This is a genomic window from Microbacterium sp. MF43 (genome assembly GCF_012847295.1).
In the GTDB taxonomy this organism is placed as follows: Bacteria; Actinomycetota; Actinomycetes; order Actinomycetales; family Microbacteriaceae; genus Microbacterium.
The window spans coordinates 24,247-41,753 of record NZ_JABBDY010000001.1 but is presented as its reverse complement, the minus strand read 5'-3'; the positions used below and the strand labels follow the sequence as shown (position 1 = coordinate 41,753).

The window sequence follows — 17,507 nt, the reverse complement described above, 5'->3', positions numbered from 1 at the left end:
GCGCTCCTGGGTCACTCGTACCGTAGCGACTCGATGGGGTCCTGGCGCGCGGCGCGGCGCGCCGGCAGCACACCGGACACGAACGCGATCACCATGATGACCACGATGACGGTGACCACCCCGGCGGGCTCGAACAGCAGGACCTGCAGTCCTGGCAGATCAGCGAGCACCGTCTGCGACAGACCTCCCGCGAGAGCGGAGCCTACGGCCACTGCGGCCAGCGCGCCGAGGGCCGAGCCGAGGAATCCGATCACCACCGCCTCCAGGCTGAACAGCCCGAACACGCGACCGTTCGACATCCCCATCGCCTTCATGAGGCCGATCTCCCTGGTTCGCTCCTGAACGCTCATCAGGAGAGTGTTGACGATGCCGAAGGAGGCGGCGATGAGCGCGATGATCGCAAAGGCGCTCAGCACGCCGATGATCCCGTTGATGACCGTCTGGACGATGCCGAGCTGATCCTCGACGGTCTGCCCCGCGAGGTCGGCGTCCGCCAGGTCCGCCTTGACGTCGGTGATGTCGGCGTCGGTCACCGCACCGTCCTCGCCCGAGCCATCGAGATACGCGACGGCGAGCGGCCACGAGCGGGGCTGGCCGGGGACCGCCTGCGCATCGGCCACCTCATCGACCAGCGCCGCGTTCGCCCCCGCGCCGGCGGCGAACAGGCTCGTCCGGGCGACTCCGACGACCGTCGCCTCGACCTCCGCCGCGGCACGCTCCGCGTCGGTGTATCCGAGCACGACGGTCTCGCCGACGGCATCCTGCACGTCTGCGAAGCCGAGCGCTGCCACATAATCCTCGGGGAGGACGATCTGCTTTCCGGGTGCCTCCTGGTCCAGCTGCTCGCCGGCGACGAGGTCGCTCCGCCCGATCGACGACGTCGGATTGATGTCGACCTCGAACCTCGCGTCCGGATCCTCGGATGCCGCGACCCAGTCGACCTGGATCTGACTGACGGCCTCCACTCGCCGTACTCCGTCCATCGCCTCGATCGCGTCGATGTCGTCCTGGTTGAGCAGCGCACTGCCGGTGAGCGGGTTGCCCGCGGATCCTTCCTGCCTGCCATCCGGGTCGTACTCGTTCGGACCCTCCTGCGTGTCGGTCGATGCGGCCGGGCTGACCAACAGGATGTCACCCGTGCTCAGCGTGGCGACCTGTCGCTCGACGTAGTCGTTCACGCCCGCGCCGAGCGCTGTCGTCAGCGTCAGGGTGAACGCACCGACGAAGAGGCTCAGCACCGTGAGGGTGGTGCGCAGCTTGCTGCGGAACGCGTTGCGCGTCGCGGTGCGGACCACATCCGACGTCCTCATCGCGACACCTCCCGGAAGGCCGTGGCCGATGCAGCGTCGGCGACGATCTCACCATCGGCGATGGTGACTGATCGCTCGCACCGTCCGGCGAGCTCGCTGTCGTGCGTGACGACCACAAGGGTGATCCCGCGATCGCGCTGCAGTCCGAACAGGATGTCTTCCACCTGAGCGCCCGTTGCTGTGTCGAGATTGCCGGTCGGCTCGTCGGCGAAGATCACCGAGGGCTCGCCGACGAGCGCCCGAGCGATGACGACGCGCTGCTTCTGGCCCCCGGAGAGGTCGACTGCGCGATTCGATGCCTTGTCGGCGATGCCGAGAGCGTCCAGCGCCGCCATCGTGCGCTTCCGCCGCTCGCGTGCGGGCAGGCCCGCGATGACGAGGGGCAGGCTGACGTTCTCGAACACCGATTGTCCGGCGGTGAGGAAGAACTGCTGGAAGACGAACCCGAACGTGGCGTTGCGGAGCTTGTTGAGGTCGCGGGCACGGAGGGATGCGGCATCCGACCCGTCGACCTCGACTCCGCCGGCGGTGGGGCGGTCGAGCAGGGCGAGGAGGTGCATGAGCGTCGACTTCCCGGAGCCGGACTTGCCCACGATGGCGATCGACTCACCCCGATGGATGTCGAGATCGACGCCGCGGAGGGCATGGAAGGCGGCGTCTCCGCGGCCGTAGGTGCGCGTCAGCCCCCGGGCGCGAAGGAGCGGCGGTGGTCCGCCCAGAAGATCGGGTTCGGCGAGCGCAGCGGTCATAACGGATCCCTTCGGAGAGAAAGTGCAGTAACTGCATGTTATACCGCATTCACTGCACGAATCTGAGATCTCGCTGAAGGACCTCGGGAGAGCAAGGCGCCGCGTCTCCACAACGGAGGCAACGAGGCCCGCCGGATCACGCCATCGGGCTCGCGATCGCCACCACGTTGTCGGCGTACAGGCCGGTCGCGGGATCGATGGGACCCCCGCAGGTGATCAGGACCAGGCGCCGCGATCCCTCACGCGCGAAGAGGTCGGCGCCCGCCAGTTCCTTCTTCGGGATGTACTCCACGCTGTCCACCGCGTAACGGTGCACTCGGCCCTCGGCATCGGTGACTTCGAGAACAGCGCCGACCGCCAGATCCCGCAGCCTGCTGAAGGGTCCGATCGAGTACTTCCGCGAGTCGACGTGCGCCGCGATCACGACGTTCCCATCGGTGCTCGAGGGATCGGATCCGTAGCGATACCACCCGCCGATCTCAGGGTTCTCGGGGATCTCCATGAAGCCGCTGGGCTCGACGCCCACCGGCTTCACCGCGACATCGACCCCTACCGAGGGCGCGATCACCCTCACGGGCGGCACCGGCGTCCGCGAGGGTTTCGCCGTAGCTGCCGTGACCGGCACGTCGACGGTGGGGGTGGGCCGGACCGTCGGGCTCGGTGACGCTGTCGGCGTCGGCAGCGCGACTCCTTCGGGTGAGGTGCACCCGGTCAGCAGGAGGACGACCGCAAGGACCCCGATGGCCCCTGCGGTCGTCCTGCGCATGTCGCGGTCTCTCAGCGCTCGGCCCGCGCGCGAACCGCGAACACGGCCGTCGCTGCGATCGTCGCCGCCACGGCGAGACCGCCGAGCACCCACAGCGACTGCTGCATCATGTCGCGCTGGGCGAGCTGCCCGCCCGTTCCGGACTCGACTCCGTCGGGGCCGGAGTGCAGGCCGGTGATGGTCTGCACCGCCAGATCCAGGTTCTCGTCCTCGAGGCTGCCCCACGCGTACACGATGGTGAGCACGCCCTCCTGCACCTCGACGGGCGCGGGACCGATCACGGGCTCGGTCGTGCCCGCAGCCGCGACGGATGCCTCGATCGTGCCGGCCGGCAGATCCAGAGAGGCCTCATCCGGGTTGGCGAGCCCCTCGATCACCGGCGTGCCGCCCGCGAGCACGTCGACGGCCGGCGCGGCCGCGTCGTGACGCACCGTCAGGCGCCCTTCGCCCGCCGCGGTCGGCGAGGTGTCGTTGACGTACGGCGTCACCGTCGGCGATCCCCCTTCGTCCAGGTGCGCGACCGCGGTGTAGTTGACCCCGGCGTCGAGGGTGAGGTCCACCGGCCCGAGAACGGGCGAGCTGTCATCGGTGGCGTCGGGGGCCGTCAGCGCGACCTGGTAGTCGCCGGCGGGAAGGTCGAGCGGACCGGCCAGGGTTCCGGGCTCGAAGTCGTCGATCGTGAGTTCGCCGTTGACGTACACGTCGACCGGGGTGTCCGGGATGCCATGCAGCACCGAGAGCACGGCGTTGCTCGAGGTGTCGGCGCTGGCCGGCGCGATCGCACCCAGGGCGGCGATGGCCCCGGCGGCGACGGCCGCGAGAATCTTCTTTCGCACGGTGTTCCTCCTTCGTCGGAGCGGCCCGTCGCCGCCCATCGAAGAGTCATTCCCGCACGGGCACGTTTTCAGATGCAGGGCATGCTGTACCCGAGGGACACCCCGCCGCTCCTGGCCGCGTTGTCGACGTGATGCCGCGGGACGAAAGTCCCCGGGCGCGCACCCGGCACCCGCCTAGTGTCGCTGTCACGGGTCGCGCCCGGGCAGTCGCTCAAGAGGGGCTCGCCGACTGACTGCGTCGATCGAGCACCCAGACTGGTGCAGTTCGAGGGGGCGTCTCCGACAGGAGGCGCCCCCTCGCCATGACCGCGCACCCCGAACAAGGAGCACCGCCATGACCGGACCTGTCGTCCATTGGGAGATCGGAGCGCAAGACGCTGCGCGGCTTCGTCGGTTCTACTCGGACTTGTTCGGGTGGCGTATCACCGGCGACGAGGAGTACGGCCTGGTCGAGCGCGAAGACGGTGGCATCGGCGGCGGGATCATGCAGACCAGCGCAGGTACGCCCGGATACGTCACTGTGTACATCGGTGTCGATGACCTCGCCGCCGCGATCGATCGCGCGATCGAGCTCGGTGGCACCCAGATCGTCGAGCCCCGACCGATCAGCGGATTCGGCTCCTTCGCGATGATCGCCGACCCGGAGGGTCACACGATCGGGCTCATGGCCGAAACGCCGACGCCGCCAGACCCCTCCACCACCTCGGAAGTGCAGTCTTCGTGACCGTTGCCTCACCCGCCAGCGGAAGGACCTGGTCCGCGCGACCGCCGGGCATCGCTCGACGGATCATGGTGGCCGGTCTGCGGTCAGGGCGACGGATCCATCCCATGATCGGTCTGGTGGAACTGGACGTCACCGAGGCGCGGAAGCTGCTCACCGCTCCCGGATCCGAACCGCTGTCGATGACGGCCTTCCTCGTCGCCTGCCTGGCCCGCGCTGCGGAGCAGAGCCCCGAAGTCCACGGCTACCGCGACTGGTGCGGTCGGATCATCGTCCATTCCTTCGTCGATGTGACCGTCTTGGTCGAGGTGCCCACGCCGGAACGCCCCATCGCGTTTCCGCGGGTGCTGCGTGACGCGCAGACGCGGTCGGTCGCCGACCTGACTGCCGAGCTGCGGGCCGCGAAGGGCGAGTCCTTCGCCGGGCCGCCCGGGCGGATCCTGCACCGATGGGGGCGAGCCGTGCTCGTCATACCCGGTGGGCGACGGCTGATGTACCTGGCGATGGCGAGATCCGTGCGCATCCGGCAGAGCATCGGCACGGTGGCGGTCACGAGCGTAGGCATGTTCGGCGGAGGAAGCGGTTTCGCCATCTCGCCGCCGACCATCATGTCGCTCGAGATGATCGTCGGGGGGATCAGCATCCGCCCTCGATATGTGGACGGCGAGGTCGTTCCGCGTGAGGTCGTCGATGTCGCGATCGCCGTCGATCATGCCGTCGTCGACGGTGCGCCGGCGGCGAGGTTCGTCGCCGATCTTCGCCGTCTGGTCGAGAGCGCATCGGTGCTGACCACCGAGGATGCTGGCGGAGGTGGCGCTCCATGACCGCGATCCATGAACAGCTCTGGCGCCTGGGCGCGGCTGAGATCGCGGCATCCGTCGGGTCGCGTGATGTCCGGGTCGCCGATGTGATCGAGGCACACCTGGAACGGATCACCGAGATCGATGATCTGATCGGCGCGGTGGTGCTCGTCCTGGCCGACGATGCACGGGAGGCGGCACGCGAGGCCGATCAGGCGGTCGCGTCGGGCAGCGCGCTCGGACGGCTGCACGGGGTCCCGTTCACGGTCAAGGAGAACATCGATCTCGCCGGCTCGCCCACGACACAGGGAGTGGCTGCGCTGTCGAACGCGATCCCGCTCGAGGATGCCCCCCACGTCGGGCGCCTGCGCCGCGCGGGCGCGATTCCCCTCGCCCGCACCAACTGTCCCGACCTGGGCATCGGCTGGCACACCGTCAGCAGTCTCTACGGGCCGACGTTCAACCCCTGGAACCTCGATGTGACCCCGGGCGGGTCGAGCGGCGGGGAAGCCGCGGCAATCGCAACCGGGATGAGTCCCCTCGGCATCGGAGGCGACCTCAGCGGATCGCTCCGCTGGCCGGCCGCGTGCTGCGGCATCGCCGCGCTGAAGCCGACGCTCGGCCGCATCCCGCGCGCACCGATGCAGGAACCGGGCGACTTGCCGCTGAGTCTGCAGCTCATGCTCGCCGAGGGCCCGCTCGCGAGGACCGTCGCCGATCTCCATCTCGCCTACACGGTCATGGCAGGGGAAGACTGGCGCGATCCGTGGACGGTGCCTGCCCCGTTGGACGGTCCGCCCGTCCCCTCGCCCCCGAGGGCGGCAGTCGTCCCGAACCCCGCTCCACACGACACCGCGGCGGAGATCCAGGCCGGCGTGCGCGCCGCAGGCGCAGCGCTGTCCGCCGCGGACTACATCGTCGAGGAGGAGGATCCCCCCGAAGTCGATCGGGCCGCCGCCGTGTGGCTCGACATCCTCACGTCCGATATGTCGACAGCCATGCAGACGATGACGCCGCCGTGGGGTCAGCCCCAGGCGACCTTCGTCGACCAACTCTTCGCGATGGCCGAACCGCCCACGGCGGCCCGCACGCTCGCCGCATACATCAGCCGGCTGCAACTTCTGCGGGCGTGGGGCGAGTTCCTCCGTGGCGGCCGTGTGATCGTGGCGCCCGTCTACGGGGCGTTGCCGTTCCGGGCCGATGGCAGCCTCGCCGACGTCGCCGGGACGTTCGCGAAGATGTCCATCACGACCGCATGCAACGTGCTGGGCCTGCCGTCGGTGACCGTGCCCGTCGGAATCGCTCACGGGCTTCCCATCGGCGTGCAGGTGATCGGCAGCCGGTTCCGGGAGGACCTGTGCCTGATGGCAGCGACCGTGATCGAGGCCAGTTACCCGCCGCTCACACCCATCGACCCCGCTCTGCCGAACCCGAGTGGGGAGCGCGCGCCCAGATGATCCATGTGCTGCCCAGGGGCCTCATGGTTCTGCGTACGAAGGTGCGGCCCGGAGCCACTCCGCCTTCCGTGCCCAGCGATCCTCACCGACGCCCACATGCGGGGGTCAACGGACGCTTGCGTACCGACCGGGTGGTCGGTCGGTACGCTATGGTGGAGTCATGCGTGAAGAGATCCTCGCCACTGCTCGTCGCCTCACCCTGCAGCGGGGGCTCGTTCCGTCCCTCAACTCGGTGACGGAAGCGGCAGGCATCTCCAAGGGGGGACTCATCCACCACTTCCCCACGCGCGCGGCACTGGTGATCGGGCTGGCGCGCACCGCCCTCGCCGAGGTTGATCGCGCGATGACAGCCGCCGCCGCCGAAGGCAGAGCCGCCGAGGAGTGGATACGCCTGTCGCTGCCGAACCGTGAGGAGCGAGAGCTCATGCAGGCCCTCGCGTCGGCCTACCTGCCCGGCGACGCCCGATTCGACGAACTCCTGGCCGAGGCGCGGGCGGCCACCGCACGGTGGGAGGCGATGATCGCCACCGAGGTCGGAGACCCCGTGCACGCCCGTGTGATCCGTCTCGTCGGGGATGCCCTGGTGGCCAACGCCGTCGCCGGCCTGGAGACCGCACCATCCGATATCGACGGATTGCTCGCGTTCCTGCTGTCCCGCGCGACGGGCGACAGCGGCCCATGACGCTTGCGCTCCTCGCCGGCATCGCCGGGCTCGCATTGCTGGACTCGCTGAATCCCGCGACCATCGTCGCCGTCACCCTCATCCTCATCGCCGCGCCCCGGCGTCCGGCACTCCTCGCCGGAGCAGCCGTGGTCGGAGCGGCGATCACGGTCTTCACCGTCGGAGCCGCACTGTTCCTCACCGCCGGCGCAGCCGCCAGCGCGGTCGAAGGAATCGTCCTCGCGCTGCGCTATCTCGCCTTCGGCGCTGCCGGCGTCGGGCTGATCGTCGCCGGCATACACCGCTTCACGGAACGGCCTCGTCAGCCGATCACGCTGCCCGCATGGTTCAGACCCTCGACCGCCGTGCCCTTCGGGATGGTCCTCACCGCCGCCGACCTTCCCAACGCGTTTCCCTACTTCATCGCGCTCGAACGACTCGTCAGCAACGGCACCGGTGTCGGCGTCGGACTTGCCGTCATCGCCGGATACACCCTGATCTACTGCCTGCCGTGCCTCGTGCTGCTCGGTGTCGGCCTGATCGCACGCGACCGCGTCAGGTTGCGGCTCGTACGCCTCGTCGACCGCTTCAGCGGTGGCACCGTCGGTCGTTCGGTTCCGATCGCGATCATCCTCATACTTCTCGGCATAGGCGTCGGGACGCTCCCGCTCTGGATCTGAGTCCGCTGGACACGTCGCCTCACAGCACGGGGATGAGCGCCGTCAGCCGCGGCTGATGCGGCCGCGCATCGCCAGTATGCAGAGCGTGAAAGACACCGCCGCGACGACGAGGACCGCGAGGGCGCCTGCGCCGAGGGCGACGGGATCCCATCCCTCCGAGATGAGCGAACGCAGCGCGGCGAGGACGTACGTGACGGGGTTGTACACCGCGACGGTGGCGAGCCAGCCGGTCAGCGCGTCCTCGGGAACGAACGTCGTGGTGAGGAACGCGAACGGGAAGAACAGGACGAAGCTCGCCCCTACGGCTCCGGCCGAGCCTGTTCGCAGCGCGATCGCGTAGGCGAATCCATTGAAGGCGAGTCCCCACGCACCGGCCAGGAGCAGGAACACGACAAGCCCGATCGGCCCGGTGACGTATCCGATCCCCAGCAGCGCCCCGAGGAGGAGCACCGGAATCGACAGTGCGACGACCAGCACGAAGTCCGCGACGAGGAGTCCGAGCAGCAGCGCAGACCGCGCCACAGGCGCCATGAGCAGGCGGTCGAAGTACCCTCCGGCGATGTCCTGCTGCAGTGCCTGCGCGCGGTTGACTCCGGTCACGGCGAAGATGATCGCGACCGGGAGCTGGAAGGCGCGGTAGTCGTCGATACCCACGGCCGGGGCGATCTCCTGCAGCGAGCCCACGTTCACGGCGAAGAAGAAGATCGGGATGATCAGCGCGGGAATGACTGCCTCGGGCTCGCGGACCGCCCCGCGGAGAGCCCGTCCGGCGACACTGAACAAGTCGCGGCCGAACCCGGCGGGTCGGGCGAGCGTCGCGTGTGCGGGCGCGGCGACGGTCATGCTGCACCTCCGGCCTCGGCGGCAGCGAACCGGGACCCCGTGACCTCGAGGAAGACGTCATCCAGCGAAGCGGTCCGCAGCGTCAGCTCCCCCACGGTGGCGCCGGCTTCGTGCAGAGCCACCGCGACCGGGCCGACGATGAGCGAACCGTCCTGAGCGGCGGTCGTCAGCCCGTCGAGGTGGCGGTCGACACGGTCGACTCCGGGGATGCGCCGGAGCAGTTCGACCAGCTCGTCGCCAGGGTCCGCCACCGCAGCCAGCACGAGGTCCGTCCCCACCGAGCGCTTGAGCGCGGACGGCGTCCCCTCCGCCACGATGCGTCCCCGATCGATGATTCCGATCCGGTCGGCCAGGCGATCGGCCTCCTCGAGGTACTGGGTGGTGAGGAACACGGTGACGCCCTCGTCGCGGTTGAGCCGCCGCACCTCGTCCCACATGCGGGCCCGGCTGACCGGGTCGAGGCCCGTGGTCGGCTCGTCGAGGAACAGCACTCGTGGAGCGTGGACGAGAGCAGCGGCCAGGTCGAGGCGGCGCCTCATCCCTCCCGAGTAGGTCGAGATTCGCGCGTCGAGCGCGGGACCGATATCGACGAGCTCGGCCAGCTCTTCGACCCGACGACGGACGTCGGCGCGGCTCAGACCGTAAAGGCGGCCCTGGAGCACCAGGATCTCCCGACCGGTCTGGTTCTTGTCCAGCGCTGTCGCCTGCAGCGCGGCGCCGATCCGCAGTCTGACCGTGTCGGGATCGCGCGACACCGACGCACCCGCGACGATCGCGTCGCCCTCGCTGGGCGCGAGGAGGGTGACGAGCATCCGCACCGTGGTCGACTTTCCCGCGCCGTTCGGCCCGAGGAAGCCGTAGATCTCCCCCTCCTCCACGGTGAGGTCGACGGCGTCCACCGCGAGCTCCGGACCGAATCTGCGCGTGAGACGCGTCGCCGAGATGGCTGGCATCGTCATCCTCCTTCGTTCGCTGACTGGCGGGTCAGCGCGTCTCGACCATGGGACGGTCCTCGACCCGCTCAGCGCCGGCCGGGGACACGGCGAGTGCATCGAGGTGTCGGGCCGCGGCATCCGCATCGCTGATCGCCGGCTTACGCGGCCACCAGAAGCGATCCCTCGTGAGGAAGGCCATCGCCGGCACGATGACGGTACGCACGAGCAGCGTGTCGATGAGCACGCCGATGCAGACGATGACGCCGATCTGCGTGAGCGTGATGAGGGGAAGCACGCCGAGCACCGCGAACACCGCCGCCAGGAGGATGCCGGCGCTCGTGATGACCGCACCGGTGGCGGCGAGGCCGCGGATCATGCCCTGGGTGGTGCCGAGCGTCCGCGCCTCCTCCTGCGCACGCGTCACGAGGAAGATGCTGTAGTCCACGCCCAGCGCCACGAGGAACAGGAAGCTGAAGAGCAGCACGTTGGTGTCGATCGCGGGGAAGCCGAAGAGCGGAGACTGGAAGAGCCACCAGCTCGCCCCGACAGCGGAGAAGTAGCTCGCGACGACGGCCAGCAGGAGGAGGAGCGGAGCGACGATCGCCCGCAGCAGGATGATCAGAACGATCAGCACGACCACCAGGATCAACGGGATGATGAGGGCCTGGTCGCGCGCCTGCGCCTGCGCGATGTCGAGGGATCGGGCGTCGAGACCGCCGACCAGTGCGCCCGCGGCATCCGACTCGGCGAGCGCCTCGCGCATCCGCTCGACCGTGGCGAACGATTCCGGCGTCTCGGCCGCGTCCGAAAGCACGACGTCGATGCGGGCGAGATCACCGGATTCCTCGGCGACGGCGGCCGTGTCGACCCCGTCGACGTCGACGAGGGTGGTGACCGCGTCGGCTGCGTCGTCGGATGCCACGACCACGGTGGCCGGAGAGCTGGTGCCGGCGGAGAAGGCGTCCGCCAGGACCTCCTGACCCTGCACGGCCTCGGGCTTCTCCAGGAAGCGGTCGCTCTGCGAGAGGCCGGTCTGCACGAAGAAGAGTCCGCTCGCGAGCGCCGCCAGCACGGTGAATCCGCCGACCGCGACGAGCGCTGGACGGCGGGACACGGCCCGGCCGAGCCTTCCCCACGGGCTGCGGGAGATGGCGTCAGGCGAGCCGAAACGGGGAACGTACGGCCAGAAGAGGCCACGGCCGAACAGCACGAGGGCGGCAGGCAGCACGATGAGCGCGAACGCCATCGCCACGAGCACGCCCACCGCGCAGGCGAGCCCGAGCGCGCGGTTGCCGGCGATCTCGGCGAACAGGAGCGTTCCCAGGGCGAGCGCGACGGTCGAACCGCTCGCGATGATCGCCGGTCCCGCTCCCCGGAGGGCACGGCGCATCGCCTCACGGCGGTCGCTGCTCAGTCGCAGCTCGTCGCGATAGCGGGCGATGAGCAGGAGCGCGTAGTTCGTCCCGGCACCGAAGACGAGCACGGAGAGGATGCCGGAGATCGACGCATCCAGCACGATTCCGGCAGCACTCGCAACGCGGGTGGCGACGATGCCGGCCACGGCGTCGGCGACGCCGATGACGACCAGCGGCACGATCCACAGCCATGGGCTGCGGTAGGTCACGAGCAGCAGGATCGCCACGACGATCACGGTGGTGAGGAGGAGCGTGAAGTCTGCTCCGGCGAAGACCGCAGCGACATCGACCTCGAAGCCTTCGGCGCCCGTCAGGTATACGCGCACATCCTCCAGGCCGGCGGATGCAGCGTCGCGGATCTCCGCGGCACGCTCCGCCTGGCGGTCCACGTCGGATTCGGGATCGAGCGGAACGACGAGCAGCGCGACGGTCCCGTCTTCGGAGACCTGAGCAGGAGGAACGAAACCGTCGGGGGTGAATTCCGCGAGCTCTCCGCTGGCTTTCGCACCGATGAGCGCGAGATCTTCGGGTGAGATCTCACCATCGTCTGCCGCGAAGACAAGGAGGGCGGACGTCGTGTCGGCGCTCGGGAACTCCTCGAGGAGCTCGTCGACCTGCACGGACTCCGCGGAGTCGGGCAGACCGGCGGTCGGGGCGGTCTCCTCGTCGGAACCGCTTCCCAGAGCGAAGAACGCGCCGGCGAAGAGGGCGGCGAAGACAAGAACGATCCACGACGTCTTTGCGGACGTGACGAAGCGAAGAAAGCCGTCCACGGCTCCCCCTTTCCTAGTTTCCCATGTAACTAGATTATCTAGTAATAAGCCAAACTTTGCAACACTTGGTAGACTCGAGCCATGGACGCAGAGGTGCCGGCCCCGGTGGACGCCGCCCCGGGAGCATCCGGGAACGGTGTGCCCGCGGTGCGCGAGGCCACGATGCTGTTGCGCACGGTCATCGAGATGAGCGACCTGTTCGAGAAGCGGCTCCAGTCCCACCTCACGGTGAACCCGACCGATCTCGAGGCGATGGAGCATCTTCTCTCGTCTGGCCCGCTCGGTCCGAGCGACCTCGCACGGCGGCTCCACATCTCGACGGCGTCGACGACCGCCATGGTCGATCGCCTCGTCGCCCTCGGGCACGTCACTCGCGAGCCGCATCCGACCGACAGGCGCGCCGTCCTCATCGTGCCGACCGAGACCTCTCGTCGCAGTGCGATGTCGGTGCTCATGCCGATGATCCTCGGCGTCGACGCGGTGCTGGATCGCTATACCCCGGACGAGCGGTCGGTGATCACGAACTACCTCGCGCAGGTGGTCGACGAGTACCGTTCCCACGCGACGCCGGGCCAGGGCTGATCAACGCCCCGGATGAGTGACGCTGACGGTCCGGTCCCCGGGGCGGATCCGACGTCCCGGCTTCAGGAGCGAGCAGCCCGGCGGTGCAAGCGACTCTCGGTGATCGCGATCGCCGCCATCGATGCGGCCGCGATCGTGAGCGCCCACAGGGGTGCAACTCCTGCGAGGACCGGGATCGCGGCGACGAAGAGAACGGCCTCCACCCCTCGCATCAGGAACCGGCGCTGCCCGATCAAGAGGGCGAAGAGGATCGTCCCGACCGCGAATGCGGCGATGCCCGCGCCGAGCGCGGCGGCACCGAACCAGCCGAAGGCTTCTGTGTCGTCGATGTGCTTCATGGCGTCCTCGATACCCAGGGCAGTGAGGATGATCCCGGCGATGATCACGAAGTGGGCGTAGGAGTAGGCATCCGCCCCCAGAATCGCTCGCTCCTTCTCATCGCGCGCCGCCAGCACAGCTTCGCCGGCGGCGGCGAGGCGCGCGAAGTACGACCACCACAACAGGACCGAGACGATGACCGACATCGCCGACCCCACGACGATTGGGAGGTCGATCGGCTCTCGGGCGACGCCGACGCCGATCGCGACGATGGACTCACCCAGGGCGAGGATGACCACCAGGCCGTGCCGCTCGGCCCAATGCTCCGCGGACGGCAGCCTCCACCCCCGCCCCACCGCCGAACCCACACGCGTTGCTACGACGTCATAGACGATGGCGATCAGCCAGAGCCACACCTGTGCGGCCCCACCGACGAGGGCACCCACGAGCACGAGCAGCACCGCCGGCACCAGCGCGATCAGGAAGATCCCCAACTGCCGGCGCAGCGCCCGCGACCGCCAGCCCACCACGCTGTAGAGCGCCAGATGGATCAGCCTCACCGCGGTGTACGCGGCAGCGAAGACGACCGGGCCGCTCCATCCGCCCTCGAGGTCCTCATAAGCCTCGGGGATGGTGAGGGCCGCCACGAACACGGCGATCATCGCGGCCGTCATCACCGTGCGCAAGAAGGGCTGATCTGCCGATGCCGTGTTGGAGATCCAGCTGAATCCGACCCAGGTCCACCAGAGCAGGGCGAGAACGATCAGGGCCTGCGCGATTCCCGCGGCGCTGTGCGTCTCGGCCATCAGCCGCGAGACCTGGGTGAAGGCGAAGACGTAGACGAGATCGAAGAACAGCTCGAACGTCGTCACGCGACTGGTCCCGTCGGCCACACTCGGGATCGGCAGCACCCGACGGCGGCCGGCGCCCGGATGCTCTGCACGCCTCGCAGTCACACCGTCAGTGTAGAAGCCGCCACAGCGGGCTCGGGTCGCGCCGCAGTCGAGACTGCTGCGGATCCATGCTCGACCGTCATCCCCGCCACCGCGTCAATCACCGCGCCCGCCTTCGCAGCCGCTCCTCGCCGCCAGGAGTGCGGGCTCGAGCCGAGGATGGCGGCGGTGCGCCGGCGAGGAGGATCGGTCGCGCCGAGGGTTTCGTTCACGCCTCGCGCGAGGCCGCCGGAGAACGCGTGTTCTCACGGCGGGATCTCGGGCAAGAAGAAAGCCCCGCGATCCCAGTGTTTACAAGGGCTCGCGGGGCTTGTCTATGGCGGTGACGGTGGGATTTGAACGCATACGGGATGTGGTCACAGGGGTCACATGAGGTCACAGAACCGCATGAAATCAACGGTCGCAGTTCTCAAACGCTGCATCGAGTCGCACGCGTTTCATTGCGTTTGTTCCCGCTTCTGTTCCCGCGCGGAGACAGCGGAATTTGAACCCTCGCCAACGATGCTTCCTCAACGATCTCAAGTTGGCAGCCGCATGAGTCCGCAGGATGCGAGGTTGCGCCGACCATGCGCGCTGTGCCGGGCCGCACCAATCCTTCTCAATTCTTTGTCACGGCGAGGCCCGCCACGCGCCCGACGAGGAGCGAGATCTTGTGTGCACTCCCTGCCCCGAACTGCCGTGTGATTTACCCCAGTTCGGGATCAGGTCACGCCTATATCTCCAGGTGCCTTAGCCAGGTCCGCAGTAGCCGACCAAATGCAGCAGGCTGCTCCATCGGCACGAGGTGACTCGTGTCGAGGGTCATTAGTTTCGCATCGGGAATCGCCTCGACGAGCTCGGCGTGGAAGGAAGGCGGGCAGATCGGATCGCGGAGCCCGGAAACGACCAATGTAGGCGAACAGATTCGTCCAAGTCTGGAGCGGAGATCAATGCGGGTGCCCTGCATGACGAGCTGATTTCGCAGCGTTGCTTCGCCGGTTGCGTCCCCCATCGCTAACGTGCGCTCCAAGAGATCGGGGCGTGTTTCACCCGAGGTCGGCATGAGAAGGGCAGGCAGGATGCTGCGCTGGAGGTCCCGCGCGGTCTCACCCGCATCCAGGCGGCGTATCCAATCAGCCCAACCACGTCGCTGAAGATCGGTCGGCGCCTTCGCGTTGGTGGCCGCCAGGACGAGCCCCCTCACTCTGTCTGGCGCACGGGCGGCGAGCGCCATCGCGACGATTCCGCCGAGCGACAAGCCGCCGAGCACGAACCGCTCTGGCAGTCGATCGAGAAGCGAGTCCACCTGACCGTCGATGCTCGTACTAGTGAGCTCCGGGTAGAGCACGTCACCGGCGACGCATTCCGACCAGAGGTCGGCCGAGCAGTTCATGCCGGGTAGCAGCACCACGGGGATCATCGCAGCCTTCCCGGGCAGCGGCGGCGCGCATGAGGCAGCCGCTCGACAGCCCGATGAAATGGTCGAGCGGAGCTCCCGGAATGATCGGTGGGGTCGCCCAATGTCAGCTCGAGTGACCCCACCGCATTCATCTCCCGCCTCGGGGTCGTCAGTCGTCCTCGGTCGCGGTTACCATCACTCCGACAGGCGCAAGGTATCCGTTTGGGTCCAGCATGCGATCGGCATCTCGCGCTGCGTCCACCACCTCGGGAGCCCAGTCGAGGTAGACCCGGTCGTCGCCGGAGTTGATGACCAACAGCTCGCCGGCGTCGGCCTCGCCTGCGTCGACGCAGCGGAACGCGCGCCACGCTCCCTCAGGGATGGAGAGAGCGTCCGACGGACCGAGCTCGACGGTCTCGTCAGGGTCGCCGTTGAGGGTCACAAGCCATCGGCCGGACTTCACCAGGATCGCCTGCGCCTTGTCGTGGCGATGACGCAGGATCCCCTCATCTTCGACCGCCCGCACCCACGCGACGTTGAACGAGTGCGGCTCGTGGATCGCCGGCACCTGCCGGCGGTCCTCGGTCATGCCATAGCCGATGACGAGTGCGAGCTCAGCCGCACCGCCCGGCAGGTTCGCGCAGAGGAGCGCGTTGCGGCTATAGGTTCGATCACCAGGCTGGACGACGCGCTGGCGCATCTCGTCGACGGAATAGTTCGACAGCTCGTCGATATAGCGCTGCTGCATGGGGGCGATGAGCGCGACGTCCTCGGGCACCTCGTCACCTGCGACGGTGTCGATGAGTCGATTGTCCGCGGTGAGGTACAGCCCGTATCCCTTGGCTTCATTCAACACGGAGGGGCCCCAGATGATCCCGCCGGTGACGTCGCGCCCGAGGACGGTGTAGAGGATGCCGTCGTCGGGGCCCTCGTTCGTGAACCCGCGGAAGATCCACGTCGGCACCGAGATGATGTCGCCGTCGGTGCTGACGTACTGACCCTCCTTGCCGTCCACACCCCAGCGCAGCCGGAACTGGCCGCCGAGGTTGATGAAGACCTCCGCCGTGAAGTGCAGGTGAAGGTTGTTCGAGATGCCGTTGGGCATGCCCGCCGCGCCGGTGTTGAAGCCGTGGTTCTCGGCGAGGTTGATCACCTGAGAGGCGTTCTGCGAGACCCCTGCGCCGATGAAGGCGTAGTTCTCCTTCTGGTCCGACCCGGGCGTCCGGCAGTCGATGAACGCTGCGTTGCAGGCCACCCAATCCGTGCGCCGGATCGTGCGGCGCTCGATCTCGGTCTTGTCGAGGACGACGTCACTCATTCTGATTTCTCTTTCTCTCGTCTCGTGTTTTCAGTGGAAGCTCGGCGCGCCGAGCGGCTCGTCGCCGCGCATGCCGGCGATCTGTGCTCTCAGGGCGATGTCGTCCCAGATGCGCACTTCCTTCACCAGCGCGCCACCGTGGAACGTGAACTGCGAGATCCCCAGCACGTCGACGGGCCGGCCGGTGACCGCGCCGTAAGCGGGCTTACCGGTGTAATCGCCGACGAATTTCCATGTCACGGCGACCCGCAGCCCGGCGTAGCGGACGTCGTAGTTGGTCTGGATGTCGCGCACCTCGAACCGGCCTCCGGGGAAGGACTCGAGGAATCCGAGGAGCGCACGACGGTAGCCCTCGGGTCGGATGATCAGGCGATTGCCCACCGTCACCAGCGTCAGGTCGCGGTCGAAGTATGACTCGACCTTCTGCAGGTCTCGCTGGTTCCACACCCGCTCGATCATCTCCAGCACCCGTTCGACCTCGGAACGGTGGTCGTCGGGGCGTGCCCCCGAGTCGCCGAACACGATCGGGTCGACCGGCGCGGGACGCGTCCACGAGCCCGAGTAGCCGGTGAACGCCCGCGCACGGGCGAGCTCGTCCAGATCGGCGCCCCGCTCGAGAGCCTCGGCAAGGCTGTCGCGCACGATCCACTCCTGCACCATGCGACCGCGACGGTAGTGGCAGTTGGCGATGGTGCGGCTGTGCCTCCTGGTGGGCAGATCGCCCCAGATGAGGAGGTGGGAACTGAGGAACCCGTCGTCCCCACGCTGCTCCCAGACGATGTCCTCCGCCTGACCGGCACGGTCCGGCAAGGCCGAAATGCGCGCGAGCGTGGACTCGACGACTGCGTCGCAGGTCGTCGTCGTGCCGTAGGCGCCGTGTACGACGGCATCCTCCTCGTAGTTCTGGCGGATGAACGAGATCGAGCGGTCTACCCATATGAGGTCCGTCACCTCACGGATGAAGTCGTCCGGGTCGGAGTAGGGCCGATAGGCCACCGCGTCGAGAGGCACT

The 17,507-nt window shown here is 68.3% G+C and carries 17 protein-coding genes; 6 read left to right on the top strand and 11 right to left on the bottom strand.

The window, feature by feature from the left end:
- Positions 1–11 precede the first annotated feature (11 nt).
- The 4 genes from HF323_RS00195 to HF323_RS00180 form a co-directional block, all read right to left on the bottom strand.
- Entirely contained in the window at positions 12–1,310 is a 1,299-nt protein-coding gene (locus HF323_RS00195; RefSeq protein WP_169580574.1) for an ABC transporter permease, read from the bottom strand.
- Complete coding sequence (locus tag HF323_RS00190) at positions 1,307–2,059, bottom strand: ABC transporter ATP-binding protein (RefSeq protein WP_169580573.1); 753 nt, start codon at positions 2,057–2,059, stop codon at positions 1,307–1,309. Before HF323_RS00190 ends, HF323_RS00195 begins: the two co-directional genes overlap by 4 nt.
- 136 nt (positions 2,060–2,195) lie before the next feature.
- Entirely contained in the window at positions 2,196–2,825 is a 630-nt protein-coding gene (locus tag HF323_RS00185) for a class F sortase (protein WP_169580572.1), read from the bottom strand.
- 11 nt (positions 2,826–2,836) lie between these two features.
- Positions 2,837–3,661, bottom strand: coding sequence for a DUF4397 domain-containing protein (locus tag HF323_RS00180; protein ID WP_169580571.1), 825 nt, complete (start codon positions 3,659–3,661; stop codon positions 2,837–2,839).
- Positions 3,662–3,995: 334 nt separating this feature from the next.
- Here HF323_RS00180 and HF323_RS00175 point away from each other — a divergent pair, with 334 nt between their 5' ends.
- The 5 genes from HF323_RS00175 (at position 3,996) to HF323_RS00155 (ending at position 7,980) form a co-directional block, all read left to right on the top strand.
- Positions 3,996–4,385 (top strand): VOC family protein, encoded by a 390-nt coding sequence (locus tag HF323_RS00175; protein ID WP_169580570.1) that lies wholly within the window; start codon positions 3,996–3,998, stop codon positions 4,383–4,385.
- Positions 4,386–4,489: 104 nt separating this feature from the next.
- Positions 4,490–5,206: a 2-oxo acid dehydrogenase subunit E2 gene (locus tag HF323_RS00170; protein WP_169580569.1), complete on the top strand. Its 717-nt coding sequence runs from the start codon at positions 4,490–4,492 to the stop codon at positions 5,204–5,206.
- Positions 5,203–6,639, top strand: a complete 1,437-nt coding sequence (locus HF323_RS00165) for an amidase (RefSeq protein WP_169580568.1) — start codon at positions 5,203–5,205, stop codon at positions 6,637–6,639. The genes HF323_RS00170 and HF323_RS00165 overlap by 4 nt, the downstream gene beginning before the upstream one ends.
- A gap of 160 nt (positions 6,640–6,799) precedes the next feature.
- Complete coding sequence (locus HF323_RS00160) at positions 6,800–7,321, top strand: TetR/AcrR family transcriptional regulator (protein WP_169580567.1); 522 nt, start codon at positions 6,800–6,802, stop codon at positions 7,319–7,321.
- The gene (locus HF323_RS00155; RefSeq protein ID WP_169580566.1) at positions 7,318–7,980 is read left to right on the top strand and encodes a GAP family protein; all 663 of its coding nucleotides are present in this window, start codon (positions 7,318–7,320) and stop codon (positions 7,978–7,980) included. Before HF323_RS00160 ends, HF323_RS00155 begins: the two co-directional genes overlap by 4 nt.
- 42 nt (positions 7,981–8,022) lie before the next feature.
- Here HF323_RS00155 and HF323_RS00150 read toward each other — a convergent pair whose 3' ends face one another.
- From HF323_RS00150 to HF323_RS00140, 3 genes are read right to left on the bottom strand one after another with little or no spacing between them, the layout of a single operon-like run.
- On the bottom strand, positions 8,023–8,823 hold the full coding sequence (locus tag HF323_RS00150; protein WP_169580565.1) for an ABC transporter permease: 801 nt from the start codon (positions 8,821–8,823) through the stop codon (positions 8,023–8,025).
- Positions 8,820–9,776 (bottom strand): ATP-binding cassette domain-containing protein, encoded by a 957-nt coding sequence (locus tag HF323_RS00145; protein ID WP_211160172.1) that lies wholly within the window; start codon positions 9,774–9,776, stop codon positions 8,820–8,822. Before HF323_RS00145 ends, HF323_RS00150 begins: the two co-directional genes overlap by 4 nt.
- Positions 9,777–9,807: 31 nt before the next feature.
- Entirely contained in the window at positions 9,808–11,946 is a 2,139-nt protein-coding gene (locus HF323_RS00140; protein ID WP_317450954.1) for an MMPL family transporter, read from the bottom strand.
- Between the two features lie 81 nt (positions 11,947–12,027).
- Between HF323_RS00140 and HF323_RS00135 the strand changes: the two genes are divergently transcribed.
- Positions 12,028–12,528 carry a MarR family transcriptional regulator gene (locus HF323_RS00135; protein ID WP_223169112.1) on the top strand — a complete coding sequence of 167 codons (501 nt, stop codon included), beginning with the start codon at positions 12,028–12,030 and terminating at the stop codon, positions 12,526–12,528.
- A gap of 62 nt (positions 12,529–12,590) precedes the next feature.
- On the opposite strand, the gene HF323_RS00130 is transcribed toward HF323_RS00135, so the two are convergent.
- The 4 genes from HF323_RS00130 to HF323_RS15670 all read right to left on the bottom strand — a co-directional run bounded on the left by HF323_RS00130 (position 12,591) and on the right by HF323_RS15670 (position 17,506).
- Positions 12,591–13,802, bottom strand: coding sequence for a low temperature requirement protein A (locus HF323_RS00130; protein WP_169580561.1), 1,212 nt, complete (start codon positions 13,800–13,802; stop codon positions 12,591–12,593).
- A gap of 709 nt (positions 13,803–14,511) precedes the next feature.
- Positions 14,512–15,198, bottom strand: a complete 687-nt coding sequence (locus tag HF323_RS00125) for an alpha/beta fold hydrolase (RefSeq protein WP_169580560.1) — start codon at positions 15,196–15,198, stop codon at positions 14,512–14,514.
- Between the two features lie 148 nt (positions 15,199–15,346).
- A complete protein-coding gene (locus tag HF323_RS00120) occupies positions 15,347–16,495 on the bottom strand; it encodes a cupin domain-containing protein (RefSeq protein ID WP_169580559.1) in 1,149 nt (382 codons plus the stop codon).
- 30 nt (positions 16,496–16,525) lie between these two features.
- Complete coding sequence (locus tag HF323_RS15670; protein WP_169580558.1) at positions 16,526–17,506, bottom strand: ester cyclase; 981 nt, start codon at positions 17,504–17,506, stop codon at positions 16,526–16,528.
- Between the last annotated feature and the right edge of the window lies 1 nt (position 17,507).

Bases quoted from the DNA above. Each gene is read 5' to 3' on its own strand.
- HF323_RS00195 (WP_169580574.1), bottom strand. From the start codon at position 1,310: ATGAGGACGTCGGATGTGGTCCGCACCGCGACGCGCAACGCGTTCCGC.
- HF323_RS00190 (WP_169580573.1), bottom strand. From the start codon at position 2,059: ATGACCGCTGCGCTCGCCGAACCCGATCTTCTGGGCGGACCACCGCCG.
- HF323_RS00185 (WP_169580572.1), bottom strand. From the start codon at position 2,825: ATGCGCAGGACGACCGCAGGGGCCATCGGGGTCCTTGCGGTCGTCCTC.
- HF323_RS00175 (WP_169580570.1), top strand. From the start codon at position 3,996: ATGACCGGACCTGTCGTCCATTGGGAGATCGGAGCGCAAGACGCTGCG.
- HF323_RS00170 (WP_169580569.1), top strand. From the start codon at position 4,490: ATGATCGGTCTGGTGGAACTGGACGTCACCGAGGCGCGGAAGCTGCTC.
- HF323_RS00165 (WP_169580568.1), top strand. From the start codon at position 5,203: ATGACCGCGATCCATGAACAGCTCTGGCGCCTGGGCGCGGCTGAGATC.
- HF323_RS00160 (WP_169580567.1), top strand. From the start codon at position 6,800: ATGCGTGAAGAGATCCTCGCCACTGCTCGTCGCCTCACCCTGCAGCGG.
- HF323_RS00155 (WP_169580566.1), top strand. From the start codon at position 7,318: ATGACGCTTGCGCTCCTCGCCGGCATCGCCGGGCTCGCATTGCTGGAC.
- HF323_RS00150 (WP_169580565.1), bottom strand. From the start codon at position 8,823: ATGACCGTCGCCGCGCCCGCACACGCGACGCTCGCCCGACCCGCCGGG.
- HF323_RS00145 (WP_211160172.1), bottom strand. From the start codon at position 9,776: ATGCCAGCCATCTCGGCGACGCGTCTCACGCGCAGATTCGGTCCGGAG.
- HF323_RS00135 (WP_223169112.1), top strand. From the start codon at position 12,028: ATGGACGCAGAGGTGCCGGCCCCGGTGGACGCCGCCCCGGGAGCATCC.
- HF323_RS00125 (WP_169580560.1), bottom strand. From the start codon at position 15,198: ATGATCCCCGTGGTGCTGCTACCCGGCATGAACTGCTCGGCCGACCTC.
- HF323_RS00120 (WP_169580559.1), bottom strand. From the start codon at position 16,495: ATGAGTGACGTCGTCCTCGACAAGACCGAGATCGAGCGCCGCACGATC.